General features: G+C 58.7%; 19 protein-coding genes and 1 pseudogene. 16 read left to right on the top strand and 4 right to left on the bottom strand.

Annotation, left to right across the window (positions count from 1 at the left end; all coding sequences use genetic code 11):
• The first annotated feature begins 4 nt into the window (after window positions 1–4).
• From G6P99_RS01655 to G6P99_RS01645, 3 genes are all read left to right on the top strand, one after another.
• A complete protein-coding gene (locus G6P99_RS01655; RefSeq protein ID WP_165127083.1) occupies window positions 5–1,072 on the top strand; it encodes a hypothetical protein in 1,068 nt (355 codons plus the stop codon).
• A gap of 219 nt (window positions 1,073–1,291) precedes the next feature.
• Window positions 1,292–1,630, top strand: coding sequence for a tyrosine-type recombinase/integrase (locus G6P99_RS01650; protein WP_334261908.1), 339 nt, complete (start codon window positions 1,292–1,294; stop codon window positions 1,628–1,630).
• Window positions 1,630–1,896, top strand: a complete 267-nt coding sequence (locus G6P99_RS01645; RefSeq protein WP_334261907.1) for a tyrosine-type recombinase/integrase — start codon at window positions 1,630–1,632, stop codon at window positions 1,894–1,896. The genes G6P99_RS01650 and G6P99_RS01645 overlap by 1 nt, the downstream gene beginning before the upstream one ends.
• 527 nt (window positions 1,897–2,423) lie before the next feature.
• Here the strand turns inward: G6P99_RS01645 and G6P99_RS01640 are convergent.
• Window positions 2,424–2,624, bottom strand: a complete 201-nt coding sequence (locus G6P99_RS01640; RefSeq protein ID WP_156928611.1) for a hypothetical protein — start codon at window positions 2,622–2,624, stop codon at window positions 2,424–2,426.
• Window positions 2,625–2,796: 172 nt separating this feature from the next.
• Here G6P99_RS01640 and G6P99_RS01635 point away from each other — a divergent pair, with 172 nt between their 5' ends.
• The 6 genes from G6P99_RS01635 to G6P99_RS01610 all read left to right on the top strand — a co-directional run bounded on the left by G6P99_RS01635 (window position 2,797) and on the right by G6P99_RS01610 (window position 8,741).
• A complete protein-coding gene (locus tag G6P99_RS01635; RefSeq protein WP_029081201.1) occupies window positions 2,797–3,813 on the top strand; it encodes a hypothetical protein in 1,017 nt (338 codons plus the stop codon).
• 720 nt (window positions 3,814–4,533) lie between these two features.
• On the top strand, window positions 4,534–5,361 hold the full coding sequence (locus G6P99_RS01630; protein WP_165127081.1) for a hypothetical protein: 828 nt from the start codon (window positions 4,534–4,536) through the stop codon (window positions 5,359–5,361).
• Complete coding sequence (locus G6P99_RS01625) at window positions 5,361–5,780, top strand: hypothetical protein (RefSeq protein ID WP_165127079.1); 420 nt, start codon at window positions 5,361–5,363, stop codon at window positions 5,778–5,780. The genes G6P99_RS01630 and G6P99_RS01625 overlap by 1 nt, the downstream gene beginning before the upstream one ends.
• Window positions 5,781–5,854: 74 nt before the next feature.
• Complete coding sequence (locus G6P99_RS01620; RefSeq protein ID WP_165127077.1) at window positions 5,855–6,517, top strand: hypothetical protein; 663 nt, start codon at window positions 5,855–5,857, stop codon at window positions 6,515–6,517.
• 305 nt (window positions 6,518–6,822) lie between these two features.
• Window positions 6,823–8,058, top strand: coding sequence for a type IIL restriction-modification enzyme MmeI (locus tag G6P99_RS01615; RefSeq protein ID WP_165127075.1), 1,236 nt, complete (start codon window positions 6,823–6,825; stop codon window positions 8,056–8,058).
• Window positions 8,059–8,075: 17 nt separating this feature from the next.
• Window positions 8,076–8,741 carry an SOS response-associated peptidase gene (locus tag G6P99_RS01610; protein WP_165127073.1) on the top strand — a complete coding sequence of 222 codons (666 nt, stop codon included), beginning with the start codon at window positions 8,076–8,078 and terminating at the stop codon, window positions 8,739–8,741.
• Window positions 8,742–9,159: 418 nt separating this feature from the next.
• Here G6P99_RS01610 and G6P99_RS01600 read toward each other — a convergent pair whose 3' ends face one another.
• Window positions 9,160–9,729: a peptidase S14 gene (locus tag G6P99_RS01600; RefSeq protein ID WP_165127071.1), complete on the bottom strand. Its 570-nt coding sequence runs from the start codon at window positions 9,727–9,729 to the stop codon at window positions 9,160–9,162.
• A 59-nt stretch (window positions 9,730–9,788) separates the two neighbouring features.
• Window positions 9,789–10,145, bottom strand: coding sequence for a hypothetical protein (locus G6P99_RS01595; protein ID WP_165127069.1), 357 nt, complete (start codon window positions 10,143–10,145; stop codon window positions 9,789–9,791).
• Window positions 10,146–10,818: 673 nt separating this feature from the next.
• Here G6P99_RS01595 and G6P99_RS01590 point away from each other — a divergent pair.
• From G6P99_RS01590 to G6P99_RS01560, 7 genes and pseudogenes are all read left to right on the top strand, one after another.
• Window positions 10,819–11,094, top strand: a complete 276-nt coding sequence (locus tag G6P99_RS01590) for a hypothetical protein (RefSeq protein WP_165127067.1) — start codon at window positions 10,819–10,821, stop codon at window positions 11,092–11,094.
• 19 nt (window positions 11,095–11,113) lie between these two features.
• Window positions 11,114–11,290, top strand: coding sequence for a hypothetical protein (locus G6P99_RS01585; protein ID WP_165127065.1), 177 nt, complete (start codon window positions 11,114–11,116; stop codon window positions 11,288–11,290).
• 119 nt (window positions 11,291–11,409) lie between these two features.
• Window positions 11,410–11,770, top strand: a pseudogene (locus G6P99_RS01580) (PRC-barrel domain-containing protein).
• 53 nt (window positions 11,771–11,823) lie between these two features.
• Complete coding sequence (locus tag G6P99_RS01575) at window positions 11,824–12,042, top strand: hypothetical protein (protein ID WP_165127063.1); 219 nt, start codon at window positions 11,824–11,826, stop codon at window positions 12,040–12,042.
• Between the two features lie 39 nt (window positions 12,043–12,081).
• Window positions 12,082–12,264, top strand: a complete 183-nt coding sequence (locus G6P99_RS01570; protein ID WP_165127061.1) for a hypothetical protein — start codon at window positions 12,082–12,084, stop codon at window positions 12,262–12,264.
• Window positions 12,265–12,709: 445 nt separating this feature from the next.
• Window positions 12,710–12,895 carry a hypothetical protein gene (locus tag G6P99_RS01565; RefSeq protein WP_165127059.1) on the top strand — a complete coding sequence of 62 codons (186 nt, stop codon included), beginning with the start codon at window positions 12,710–12,712 and terminating at the stop codon, window positions 12,893–12,895.
• Window positions 12,896–13,115: 220 nt separating this feature from the next.
• Window positions 13,116–13,334 carry a hypothetical protein gene (locus tag G6P99_RS01560; protein ID WP_165127057.1) on the top strand — a complete coding sequence of 73 codons (219 nt, stop codon included), beginning with the start codon at window positions 13,116–13,118 and terminating at the stop codon, window positions 13,332–13,334.
• Window positions 13,335–13,347: 13 nt separating this feature from the next.
• Here the strand turns inward: G6P99_RS01560 and G6P99_RS01555 are convergent, their stop codons facing one another.
• Window positions 13,348–13,749 (bottom strand): hypothetical protein, encoded by a 402-nt coding sequence (locus tag G6P99_RS01555; RefSeq protein WP_165127055.1) that lies wholly within the window; start codon window positions 13,747–13,749, stop codon window positions 13,348–13,350.
• Between the last annotated feature and the right edge of the window lie 53 nt (window positions 13,750–13,802).

Raw genomic sequence — 13,802 nt, 5'->3', positions numbered from 1 at the left:
CTCGGTGAGTGCATTTGAACAAGGTCGCGTACGGCCCGGCGAAGATGGCTTGGCGAATACGGCCGCCGAAAAGCTCCGTTCGATGATCCCGGCGGCCGCCGCGATCGCCTATCCGTTCCTGCTCGATGGATTTCATCTCGCGGTCTCCCCCGCTGACGGTCCGATGTCGTTTGGGCGACTGGTTCTGGCGGCGCTTTGCCTGCTGGCTGCGACGGCAGCACCCTTGCTCGGTCTTGCCTGCGCCTGGTGGATGACGACGGCAGCGCCTTCGTCCTTCGAGCTGCGCGCCCGGCGGCTCGCCTATATCTGCATCGCCGCACCGCCCTTGTTCTTGCTGGCCGGCGTCGGCCTTGGACTGCTGCATATCCATGTCAGCGACGAGTTGGTATGGGTCGCGGGCTGGTTGGCGGCTTGTCTCTATGTCCTGCTCGGCAGCGAGCATGAACGCCCGGCGAAGCCAGCCGCGATTGCGCCGTCCATCGCCAGATGGCGCGTCACGCATGGCGTCGCCGCAGCGGTCATTCTGCTCTACATCGCATTTCACCTCACTAATCATTTGCTTGGCCTGCTCGGACCAGAGGTCCATGCCGCCGTGATGAAGATGGGACGCGTGGTCTATCGATCGTCCGTGGTCGAGCCCATCCTCGTCGCCTTGATGCTGTTCCAGGTCGCCGTCGGCGTGCGGCTCGCCTGGCGCTGGAGCGCGCTGCCGGCGGATCCCTACCGCGTGTTTCAGATCGCCTCCGGCGTCTACCTCGCGGCGTTCATCATCACCCATCTGAACTCCGCCTTCGTCTCGGCGCGGGCCGTGCACCACATCGACACCAATTGGGCCTGGGCATCCGGCGCACCGACCGGCCTGATCCACGACGCCTGGAGCATCCGCCTGGTGCCGCACTACGCGCTCGGCGTCTTCTTCGTCCTGGCGCACCTCGCATCAGGATTGCGCGGCATCCTGATCGCACATGGCGCCGCCACCACGGTCGCCAACCGGATCTGGGCGGCCGGGCTCGCAGCCGGCGGACTGGTCGCGATTGCGATCATGAGCGGACTATGTGGGGTGCGGATCTAGGCTTCGGAGGCTCGGGATCGAGGCCGGACTGCGCGCCGATCACGGCGCGCTTCTGGTCGTCAGCCATGACGAAACCTTCCCTGAGGCGATCGCAATCACCCACAGGTTCGACGTCAGTGCCTATGCCCGGTAGCGAGAGCGGCCGCGGCTCCCACTAAAATATCGAAAACAACCCCATGCAAAGTAACCGGCCGCCGCCGCGACGGGTTGCCATACACGGTGGACGCCACAAAGCCTAAGGCCAAACATGCGCCCAAGGAAAATAACCGCCGCACCAAGATCGGCCCACATGCTGCCGCGGCCCTTCGGCTTCTGATCTTTACGGGCGCCCGGCTCCGGGAAATTTTGCACCTCAAATGGGATCAAATCGATTTCGACCGGGGGTTGCTCTTGTTGCCGACAAGCAAGACCGGCAAGAAAACCATCGTCCTGAACGCACCAGCCTTGGCTATTCTAAATGGACTGCCCATGGCTTTGTTATTGCCGGCACGTCTGCTGATAGCCCTCGCTCCGATCTCAAGAAGCCATGGAAGGCTGTTGCGGCGCGTGCGGGCCTGATGGGTGTTCGCATCCACGATTTGCGCCACACACATGCCTCAATAGGCGCCGGAGCGGGACTTGGCCTGCCTATCATTGGCAAGCTGCTAGGTCATACGCAAAGCGCCACGACGCAACGCTATGCACATCTCGACAATGACCCGTTGAAAAAAGCATCCGAGCACATCGGAAGCCGGTTGGCCGCAGCGCTGGGGGAAGTGAAAGCCCCCCGTGCGAACGTCACCAATATTTCGAAGGCAAAACTATCAAAGAACCGGCGCAGCTAGGGCAGCTCCCGAAAAGCTAGTCCGCACCAGCCTGCCGCGTCGCCCTCACGCGGAAGCTCCAAGCGGAGGGGCAATTGGCCAAGAAAACCGAAGGCAGAAAACAGCGCCCTTGTACACAGACGGACCGAATTAGCCGGTGCGTCGTCCTCTCATTTGAAGAAAAAGCTCTATGAGACGCGCGGGGTAGCCGCCCCGAGGCTGCCCGGGCCCCGCTGGGACCCGGACAGCGGCGCGTGGCGGCAAACTGAGCTGCGACCGCCGGCGTGCAAGGGTACGCCTGCTACGAAGTCCGCGGATCCACCGGCAGCAAGATAGGGATCGGGCATATCCGCAGCTCTACCCGCGGGCAAAAATGCCTTGCCGATGCGCACGGGCAGGGCAGATGGTTGCAGATGCATTCCGCAGATGCAGACCGCACCGCCACCAGCGAAACCAAAATCATCAACCCAAGGGCCAAAACTTTCATGGATATCCTCCATTCATGAGATGAGAGGGCACGCAATTTTGTCGCGTGCCCTCTGGAAGGTTCACTTGCAGGTGCGGGTGTAGCTGCAGGAGAAGACGGGCTGCGGGTTAGGGGGAGGCGTCGTGGTGACGGTGCAGCTCCAAGTGTTGGTGCACTTGTTCTCTGCTGCAGCAGGGGTGAAACTCGCGGCCAGCAGCAACGAAGCCGCTACCACCGCTTGGATTGTCTTGGTTGTGTTGGTGGTTTCAAAATGGGTCGTCATAGTGCAGTCTCCACTCGTGATGCGCAGGTTTTGCCGTGCGCGGTTGCAGATGAGTTACTCGAGTGGCGCAATCTCAGGCCAGATACGGCCGACCGTCCAATCATCCGTGTTCAAGCTGGGGTCAACGCGGCTGACGCAGGCTGATTGATGTTTGAGGGAGCTTGAGGAATCAATGACCGATCCAACAGAAACAGATCAATCCGCCGGTCAGAAAAAAATCGATCCCAAACAGCTCAGCGTGAGGGGGGAGAAGCCCGAGAAATATACCATCCCCCTCGTCATGGCTCTTTTGGAGCTCGGGGACACAGAGCAGCTTCGTGAACTGGTGGGGGTTAAAGACCCCGGCCAATGGGCAAACATCAAGAACGACACTACTGAACTAAACCGAGCCACCCATCTGCCGAAGAGGTGCATTAAGGCAATAATCGAACGCTGTGAGAAGCTCGTCCCTCCAGTCAGATTCTCGGAAACTGATTTCCTTTCTCTTCCTAAGGAAAAGCTCATCGAGCGTGTTCCTAGGGATCACCCGCTTTTCGCTGATGCTTGCAGGGCAATGGGACTGCCCACTCCTGCAAAGGTCGACACGTTCACGTTCAACAATCTTTTGGTGGGGAAGTGGGTCCGCCTTCCAATTGCGCGTCCGCTGCCGGGAGAGCCCGGCGCGTCGAAGTCGACGAGCATCACGCTCGTAGTGGAGAATTTTGAGATCCGGCCTGACGAGCGGCGTCCAGAAAATCTGGTTATCGAGCAAATCGATTTCGAGTTCGGAAATGTAACACCCGCTGGGACAGTTGCTGTTGTGTCGCGGGGTGACACTGTCGAGATAAGAATCGATTACAAGGATTCCAGCTACCCTCAAGGAACCTTCCTTGGTCATTTTCCAACCGGCCCTGTCACCCACATCTTAGCGGTCGCATTGGATGTCCATTACAATTCACGCAGTGTGATCACTAAGCCCGTGCTCTTTGTGCGGTTGGATGAATTGTTTGACGAGAAAAAACGGTATCGGCCGAAGGATGCCGTCTACAAGAAGGTACAGTCGGTATTTAAGAAGTTTATCGCGTTCGAGCCGAGCCGGATGGAGATGACAGTATCCAGGGCGCCTGCAGAAGCTGCGGCAGCTGATGTAATAGCCGAGTTGAAAAAGCTTCAGCAAAGCGCGTCGACGACGGCGACCGCAAAAAAATAGAGCGGCACGTTGTCGTGCCGCTCTGCAGAAATCCTCACTTGGCCTTGCTATTCGATGGGCTCGTCGAACCCGAATTGGATCTGAGCAACGCGGCCGAGGATCGGGCCGATGATACGCATGGGCATTTCCTTTCTGCTGCTAGTTTCGGATGTCAGCAGCATAGGCGCTGGCCCCGGCCGGTCCAGCGCGTCTTGGTCAATGGAATTGAGTAGAGTTGAGGGGAACTTGACCTGTGGCGACTTGGCGTGTCCGGGCTGAAGGCAAGCACCGCTTGAGCATTGAAGCCACTGATAGGGCCGAGAGCCATCTTGCCGCGTTCGTTGAAGAAGCCCTTGGCCTTGAGCTCGGCGGCGATTTGCCTCAGAGACCGCCGACCACCCTTGGGGGGACTTCCGGCGCAGGCGTGGTTACGCGGTGGTTCCTTTGTCGTAATAAGAATGGCTCGCTAAAATAGCGATTACAAAATATTCAATATTTTCAATGCGATGCTTGGTGCCGCAAGAGGGCGGCCAATATTGACCGTAAGAAATTGATATTTCAAGTAAATTTCGGTGGCGACAAGTCACCCTACCAACAGGATTACCAACACGCCGCGCACGCTGGCGGAGTTTGACGGGGAAAACGGGAGTGGGAGCGCGCCCGACGCTTATCGCGCGTGTAGGGTCGGCCGACACAACCGGGAGCGAGCGGCGCCCCTTTTCGTCGACGGAATTCCAAACCATGAAAACTGACCGCTTCCCCTATGAAGCCTCGCGATGGTCGCCCGGGCAGCCTGAGCAAGCGAAGCGCTGGAACGACGAACTTGAAATGATGGGCGCGCTGAACGTCCGGGCCAGACTGGCACAGACGGACGCAGGTTCGGCCGGTTCCGTCATAATTGGCACAGCGGATATGACGGTTGGTTTCGCTCAGGAGTGGCTGGCGTGGCACGATCGCAAGCAGGCCGCGGAAGCGAAGCGACCCAAGAAACACTGGCTTGATTGGGCGGGGTGGATCGTCGCTGTAATATCGCTGTACTTTACCGCGCGCACGGTCCTATTCCAACGCGACGACATCCGCGTCGTCGTCGACGGCGCCTTGGCAATACGATCCGACAAAGGCGATTTGCTGCTAGATCAGGATCAGCAGTTCACGTTCATCAATTCGGGAAACCGAGCTGCGGTCATCACCGAAATCTATGGAGAATTGGTGCTGGTCACTGATCCAAAGACCGGATGCGATGGCCGCTTCGCCAAATCGATCGTCTTCAATCCGACCCAGATCGTCGTAAAGCCGGGAGATATTTTGCCGGTGCATGCGAACGTGGTGCAGCGTTATCCTTGGGTGAAAGACGGGAGCGGACTTCGGTTTCGACGGAGCAAGGAAGAACAGAACGACAGCTACATCGTCTGCTTACAGCTGTACGTGACCACGCCGGATAGTACGTCTATCCGATGGGTTCAAAAGCTGTATTCGGTCCCCGCGAAGGGCGATCAGTCTCCTGACGCGCCCGACAAGAGCCCGCCGCCGTTGAACGTGATCCAACAGACGCACTGGGGCTTCAGCTGATGGAAATCGAACGCTACTTCGACCAGATCGTCGACCCGACGATCGCCGACTTCGAAACGAACCCGACGTCGGTCAGGCATGCATTCTTGGCCGCAGTCGTGGTCTTCCACGCGATTGACTATCTGGGCGCCAACAGCAATCGAAAGAAGTTTCGGGAAGGCAATGCGGACTTCGCCTTAGTCGACCGTATCGCGCACGCATTCAAACACGTTCAGACGGGAAATCCGGCCGATCCGAAACTCCAGCCGTTATCGGCCAAAGCGGTGATCCAGCGTGACCCGCTAGCGATCTTCGGACCACCCGACTGGTGCGATCCGATCGGCGGCATTACGCTGGACGGCGAACGATTGATAGACGTGCTATCAACCATCAGGAGCGCTGCTGAATTCGTTCGTCAACAGATCGGCGCGCCGCCTTGATCGGCTGCGCGTGACCGATCCTCCACAATTGGACAGAGGCGCGCGGCGCCCCAAACTGGCGCGAGGAAGTATCTTTGAAAAAGGTCGAATTGGGTCCCCGCGATCCCCCTAGGCGAAGACTGACGAAGCAACAAGCAGTTCGCCACCTAATTCACGCCGCGGTTCGGATGGTTATGGCGGGCGAAGACCCGTTCGCCACGCATCTGCTGATCCAGTCGGCCGACAAGCTGCTGTCCGATCTAGCAAAACTAGACCCCGCTAAGCAGCTGGTGATGGACTGGACGCAGAGGGCAAGGCCCGAATACAAAGATGCGCTGATTAAGCTGTTTCGAGAGACCTACAACTTCCTCAAACACGCTGACCGCGATCACGATCAAACGCTGCACGTCGGTGATATCGGGACGTCGAATGTCTTGCAGCTGGGCGTCTGCATACTGAACTACCAAAGGCTGTTCAGCGAATGGACGGATCACATGCGCGTCGGCTTTGCCATCGCGCGCTTTGTCTTTCCCGACGGCTTCGTTAGCGAAGACGAGCGCCCAGCTTTCGAGCACGCCGTTTCCCGTAGTTCGGCCTACACGGTTCGCGAGTTCATCTCAGATATTCAGGGCTTGACCACCACGGGCAGGTTTCCGAACTTCCGATCAGAGCACGCCGATGACCTTCGAGACGTGTCGCCGTTCTTCGAACGGCTCGCCGGCAAACTATCATTTCCGAAGGATGGCGCTGACGTCTAACGCTGGCGGCACCTAGTAGGGTAGGCTGGCGCCGGCATCTGATCGCATCGGCGCATCATGGTCGGCGGCAGGTTGAGCGGTCCCGGCGGATGCCAATCCGCAGTGACTAACGCTCACCAAAGGAACAGACGTTAAATGGTGCCAGAGGGTCCTCGCCTTGGGTGGCATAAAGCATTGATTTCATTCCGCCAGCGAGCATGCGATCAACTATGTATGCACATGTCTAAGGTTGTAGGTCGCGCGTTCCGCTAGTAATTGCTGGGGCACCGGGTATCCTCCCGGTGAAACCGTGAGCCGCCCCGCAAGTGACCCCCGACCAATTTATCAAAAAATGGAAGGCCGCCGAACTGAAAGAACGTTCGGCCGCGCAGTCCCACTTCATCGACCTGTGCCGCATGCTGGACGAACCGGCGCCGACGGACGTTGACCCGACCGGCGACTGGTATGCGTTCGAACGGGGGGCGACTAAGACCACAGGCGGTGAAGGCTGGGCAGACGTCTGGAAGCGGGATCACTTTGGCTGGGAATACAAGGGTAAACGGAAGGACCTCAACGCGGCCTTCGCCCAGCTTCAGCAGTACGCGTTAGCGCTGGAAAATCCGCCGCTGTTGGTGGTCTGCGATCTTGATCGGTTTCGCATCCACACAAACTGGACCAACAGCATTTCAGAGGTTCACGACTTTAGCCTTGAAGACCTGCGGGACGCCAATGTCCGCCAGAAGCTGAAATGGGTGTTCACCGACCCGGATCAACTCAAGCCCGGGAAGACCCGGCAGGCGCTGACCGAAGAAGCGGCCGCTGAGTTTGCCAAGCTGGCGCAGCGGCTGCGCGATCGCGGACACGAAGCTGAAACGGTCGCCCATTTCATCAACCGGCTGGTCTTCTGCATGTTCGCCGAAGACGTCGACCTGCTGCCGAACAAGATGTTCAAGCGGATGCTAGAACACGCGGCGACCCGTCCGGACGATTTTCAGGCACTGGCGACCGATTTGTTCAAAGCAATGCAGTCCGGTGGCCGCGTTGGTTTCGAACAAGTTGCGTGGTTCAACGGTGGCCTCTTCAACGACGATAGCGCCCTGCCCCTTAACGCTGACGACATTGCGATCACATTGAAGGCTGCCCGGCTGGATTGGGCCGAAGTCGACCCCTCAATTCTTGGCACACTATTCGAACGCGGTCTTGACCCGGACAAACGATCGCAACTGGGCGCACACTACACCGACCGTGAAAAGATCATGATGATCGTCGATCCCGTCATCGTTCGACCGTGGTTGGCGGAATGGGAGGCAGCCAAAACAGCAATTGCATCGTCGGTTGATAAATCGCGCACAGCGAAGTCGGCGGGCGCCCGCACCAAGGCCCATGATCAGGCCGTTTCGGATTATCGCGCGTTCTCCAATACGACAGAGTTTCAGCTCTACGCTCACCTAACGCCGATCGAAGACGGCTCTTTCGTGCCCAAGACCGCTTTTAATGGGATTGATCTAGATGAAGTGGGCTCGTTGGGGCACCTCGTGGTAAGCCTAATTCGAATTGCTTAGCGTCTGGTACTGTCGCCATGTGCAATCTCTACAGCATCACGACCAACCAAGCCGCGATCGCCGCCCTCTTCCGCGTCGTCAATCGCTACGTGGGCAACCTCGCACCGATGCCCGGTGTTTTTCCGGACTACCCCGCCCCCGTTGTTCGCAACACCGACGCCGGGACCGAACTCGCGCTGATGCGATGGGGCATGCCGCCGCCTCCGCGGACCGGCGGGCCGCCGGTGACCAACATCCGTAACACGTCATCGCCGCATTGGCGCGGCTGGCTGAAGCCTGAAAACCGGTGCCTTGTGCCCTTCAACAGCTTTGCCGAATATTCGCCTGAACCGAACCCTGAGACCAAGAAAAAGGACGTCGTTTGGTTCGCGTTGAACGATGACCGGCCGCTAACGGCGTTCGCCGGCATCTGGAGGGTCTTCAAGGGCGACCGCGGCACCAAGTCGAAGCCGATTACCGGCCCTCACAACGTCTACGGCTTCCTGACGACGGCGCCGAACGCCGTCGTTGCGCCGATCCATCCCAAGGCGATGCCGGTCATTCTGACGACCGACGAAGAACGTGACGTGTGGATGCGCGCGCCGTGGGATGAGGCAAAGGCGCTGCAGCGGCCATTGCCTGACGACGCACTCAAGATCGTCGCCCGTGGCGAGGCGAAGGAAGACGTCTCGGTATCGTCATGAGGGCAACAGGCAAGATGTTCAGCCAAGCGCAGCTTTAAGATCGAGCTTGGCCCGAAACGGCACGCTCTTTTTGCCGACAAGCGCCGTTCCATCGACATTGCCACGCCGTCGCTATACGTGCCTGTGAAGCCGCACGTTACTTCACGACCGCCGAACAGGAAATTTACACCGACCGCGTCGGCGTGTTGGCCGGTCGTCAACTCGCCGCGCCACTTTCCGTTCGTGAACGTGTACGAACCTGAGTAATAGAAGTGGCTATCGCTGCCCAAGATCCGGCCGTCGAGAAGAACGATGATGCCGGTAGCATGCGCGTTTGATCCGTCAACCATCGCGATCTGGATCCAGTATAGGCCGTTCTTGACGTCTGACATGCCAACGCCGGGGCGATGGCTACTATCGTCGCAGCCGCTTTCGAGGATTACAGAACCGTCTCGATTAGGCCCAATGTCTTCGCCTCCTGCGCCTCCAAATACCAGTTCGACGGCGCCTTCTGCATTACCTCGTCGATCGTCACGTTGGATCCCAGGATGAGATTTTGAAAGCCCTCGTTCTGCATAGCGATCGAGCATTCGATTTCGTTGAGGGTCGCCCTTACAACCGCGATGCACGTCGTCAATGGGCCATCGATCACCAAGCTTTTCGAAAGCTTGCGTTCATGGATCATCAGTCGCGTGCCGCGCGCGAGGTATCGGTTCGGCCGCGCGAAGAAGCTCATGAACGTAACGCCGGCCGAATAAATCACAGCCTTACCGAGGAATACGAAGCGCCGTTGCGGCTCCGTCTCGCTCGCGAACCGCACATCCTCGCCCATCATTCGGGCGACCTCGGGATCGCCACCTAAGGTCGACAATTCGATGACGACTAGGTCTTTATCGGCCGCGTTGTCGAACTGCGTTCGAAACGCGGTGTACATATTGTAGTCGACGACGCCTGAAAGGCTGATCGCCGGCGACTTGAAGGCGGTAGCAGGCAGGGTCGCTGGTTCCATCGGTCGATCCTATCGTGGTGGTCATGGTCATGGTCTACGCGCCACATGCAGATGCCGTGCTACTCTTCGGACCGATACAGAACCCGGTCGCGGCGCGCGGTCATCCGCCAAAGCCCGGCGATCGTTGAAAGACCGATCCGTAGGACGAGGACAACCAATGTAATCTGGAGCCAGATCAGGCCACCTATCTCCCGGAAGACGAATTCGATGCGAGGTCCCCAAGGGGGCGGAATGGCGTCGCCGATCGCCTCAATGCCGCGTTGGAGAATGCGCTGTGCGCCGGTTAGCAGTTCCGGCTTCTCGTAGAAGGCGGCTACGATTAACACCCATGCCAAGATCGCCGTGATTATGCGGAAGGAATGCACCTTCAAGTGATAGCCAAATCCGGGCCGATCGTTACCGCGCGTTCTCGCCATCCGCTCCGCCAATCCTCTCGCGCTCGCATCAAAGGTTGGTCACAACGTATCCGGGGTCCGCAGCGGCGATCCTTTATCCTCGTTGAGCAATTCCTGCTCGGCCAGATGTCAGAACTCCTCATCCCGTTCTTCCGGTTTGCCGGCCTTCTCCCGAAGCTGATAGGCACGCGCCGCAACTGCTTCGTCAATGGGTCAGTGCATTGGGCCTCTCCTGCCCCTTAAATTGGACGTCTCCTGCCCCTTAAACGGATAGGCACTTTATGCGTTCCTGTGGGTCTAATTATGAGACCTTCGGAGAAGACGCGGCCACCTTACCGCCCAAGGACACCATCGTTCCGGGCCGACGCGATTGAAGGCGGTCGGGCGCCGGGTGGACCGCTCGACCCACGCGGGCGTTAGGCGCGCGAGGCTCTTTTGCAAGCGCTTACCGTCGCGGTAGTCGGCGTCATGTTTGGCCGCCGGGCGCGGCTGAAGGATTGATCGCAGGCCGCGACCGCAACTGAGCGGCAACCGGAGACAACTCCGATCCACAGCTGGAGCACGACGCGCGTCGCTGCTTGCGTTCTGCTTCGTTCTTCAATTAGGAAAAGCCCGTTTCCCTTCGCCGATCTTTCGGAGGAACCTTCGATTGCGGTGCCGGTTACCGTTCAAAGCAAAATTTGGAGGGAAAGCCATGTGGAGAATTGTAGCTGCGCTCTCGCTACTAACGCTGCCAGCTTTCGCCGAAGACAAGGGCGTCGATCCTGAAGCACTCAAGGAATGTCGTCCCATCGGCCAATCAGCCAGGGGCGAACTGATCTACGGTATGGATTGCGTAGCGCTTAAACCAGAGAACCGGGTCGAGGTGCTGCCCAATATGCCGAAGACGAATATGAAGGACACGGTGATCCCGAAGTCCGGAGGGGTGCAAACTCCGGAAACAACCCCGACGACGGGTGAGGTAAAATAGCTGATCCGAGGAGCCCGTGATGAAAAAGCCTGAAATCAAGCCCGGCGATTTCCCAGTCGAAGCAGACAAGAACACTGTGAAGACCAACAAGGGAAAACCTATCGCAACTGCGAAGGACGCGCCATTAGCGGAAGAGATCGCTGACCGGCTTAACGAACAAGCCGACCGGGAAGAGCAGGATCGGTGGTCAGCGTGACGTCAGAGCGGGCTGTCGAAGCCGATCAAGGTCCGTTTCTACGCGGCGGACATCCTAAATAGGAACGTTGGCGCGCTGTCGTGATTGCCGGCGTAATCTACCACGCATCGGAGGCCATCATGGCATTGGAAACTCAGGAGACGGGCAATCTGATTGGCAGCGACAAGGTCGAAGGCACTGCCGTCTATGGGGCGGATAGCCAGAAGATCTGGCAGCATCGAACGGCTGATGATCGACAAGACAAGCGGCAAGGTGTCGTATGCGGTTCTCAGTTTTGGCGGCTTTCTCGGCATCGGCGATGACCATTACCCGTTGCCGTGGCAGTCACTGAAGTACGATACGAACCTCGGCGGCTATGTCACCGGCATCACCGAGAAGCAGCTTCAGGGCGCGCCAAAATATCGCGAGGAGACCGGCTGGAATTGGAACGACCCTACGGTCGGCCGATCAGTGAATGAGTACTACGGCGTCCCGTTCTGACTGTCTCTAATCCAAGGCGCGCCCGCTCCGGGCGCGCCGAGCTCGATTTACCCATGTCCGGTCAGCGCGAAATCTATCAAAGCCCTAACGGTGATCGCTGGACGTTATGCAGGGAGGATGACGGGCGCGTTTTCGTCCTGCACGAGGCAAATCTGCCATCGGGCGGTGCCTCGGCGCAAATCGAGATTTCGGACTTTCTGTCTCACGGGAAGGCCGGCCCGGAACAGCAAGCGCTACTTCGATTAATTGCCACGCTCACTCAAATGAACTGAGCCCTCCGCTCGGCGTTGTCAGCGTCTGGAGGCGATAAAATGCCTATCGAAGAAACGGAAACAGGTGGCCGGGAGACGCTGCGCGAGTTTTCAGAGGGCATCGCTATCGATATTGCGCGCCCGACGTGGATCGATCGCCTTAGCGCGGCAGCCCGTGAAGCGCCGCTTGAGATGCTTACTGCTGCCTTTTTGATGGGCGTCCTTTTGGGGCGTCGACGATAGCGATTTTCCCCGCTTCAGTTTTGTAGTCCATTGAACGGGGAATGAATTGATCGCTCCGCGGAGGCTGCTGCAAATCCACCAAGTTGATCGCACACCTAGGAAAATAGAGCGTCAATGACCTATACGCGGCGACCGTTTAAACAGAACCAATCACTTCAAGAGCGTCTGAGTGACGAGGCCCATCGTCGCCGGTCGAAGGCTCACGAGGCCGAAGAAGCAAAGCGCGGAAGGGCGAGACAAGTACGGAAAGTCTCGCAGATTGACGATCAGCCAGCTCCGTCCGGTTTCAAAAAGCCCATTTTACCAGCCGATTGAGCGGAGAAATTCCCGCTGGAGACCGGAGAATTTCCCTTCTTCCGTCCCCGTCGCGTTCTCTGCTAGGCGAGAGCGGACCGCCAGCAGCGCCAACTGCCTACGGTCCTAATTCACCGAATGGGGATGATCCATGCAGCAAGCTATTTCCAACAATATCATTGTCTTTGACCCGCGGCGCGCATCGAAGCGCGTCAGACCGTCACCCGACACCGTGCTCCGCATCATCGGCAGAGCATGCCGCGCCGACGGCAAATGGGTCACGCGATGCACCATCATTGAGCCGTCAGCTGAAATCATCCGCCCCAGAAATTTCTGAGCTAGAGAGCGGCGGCCTAGGCAGCCGCTTTCTTCCCGGACGAAAACGACCGAAACAGCCAAAGAAGCCCGCGCCAAGCAATTGCATGAAGCGCAAACCGAGACCTCGCGCTTAGAGGCTTCCGTCGTATTTGCAGGCCCGCAACATGGATGCCGCGGCACGCGTTGCCGCCCTGCTCCAAGCATGCCAAGCTGCCCTCCATTGATGACTGGGGGAATAGATGAACCGGCTTCAGAAATTCGTTGAGCATGGCGCAGAGCGGCCAGGGCGTACGGCCTACGCTTTCAACGCCACGGTACTGCCAGAGCCCGAGGCCGGCTTCAATTGGCGGCCGGTCGCCGGCTTCAGCGCCGGCGACGAAGTGCTGAAAGACCCCAGACTGAAGACTGTTTTTCAGACTGCGATTAAGCGAGGATTTGCGATCGTGTCGCGCGATTGAGCATCTGAACGCGTCAGGCCGTTCCCCGATTTGATCGGCCTTTCCCGCGGCGACGCCGCGTCCTCTGACGACGGTTTCGGGGACTTGCCGCATCCGTCACCGGCGCGCCGGGTTCGCTCGTTGGCGGATCGACGACTGATCGAAGCGGCGATCTTCGGACGGCGACCGCGGTTTCGAGCGCGGCCAGAAATAGCCGCCCATCCTCGGTGATTTCCCAGCCCGCCTTATCGCGAAGGACGAACTTAGCCGCGAAAATATTCAGATCGGGCGCATGCTCGATCAATCGCTTCATGCGATCGGTCCAGTCTCTTCCGCTGTTCATCAAGATCGCGACTGCGTTCCGTAGGTCGGCAACGGAAGCCCGCCCGGCGGACTGGCCGGCCAGCACTTTCAAGACGGTCAGTTGGAAGGACACTTCCACGTCTCCGGTCTGGCTGGGTGCGAAGTCTCGGCGAGATCGGTTAACCG

It is taken from the genome of Bradyrhizobium sp. 6(2017) (genome assembly GCF_011058295.2).
Taxonomy (GTDB): domain Bacteria; phylum Pseudomonadota; class Alphaproteobacteria; order Rhizobiales; family Xanthobacteraceae; genus Bradyrhizobium; species Bradyrhizobium septentrionale.
This window is presented reverse-complemented; position numbering and strand designations above follow the sequence as displayed.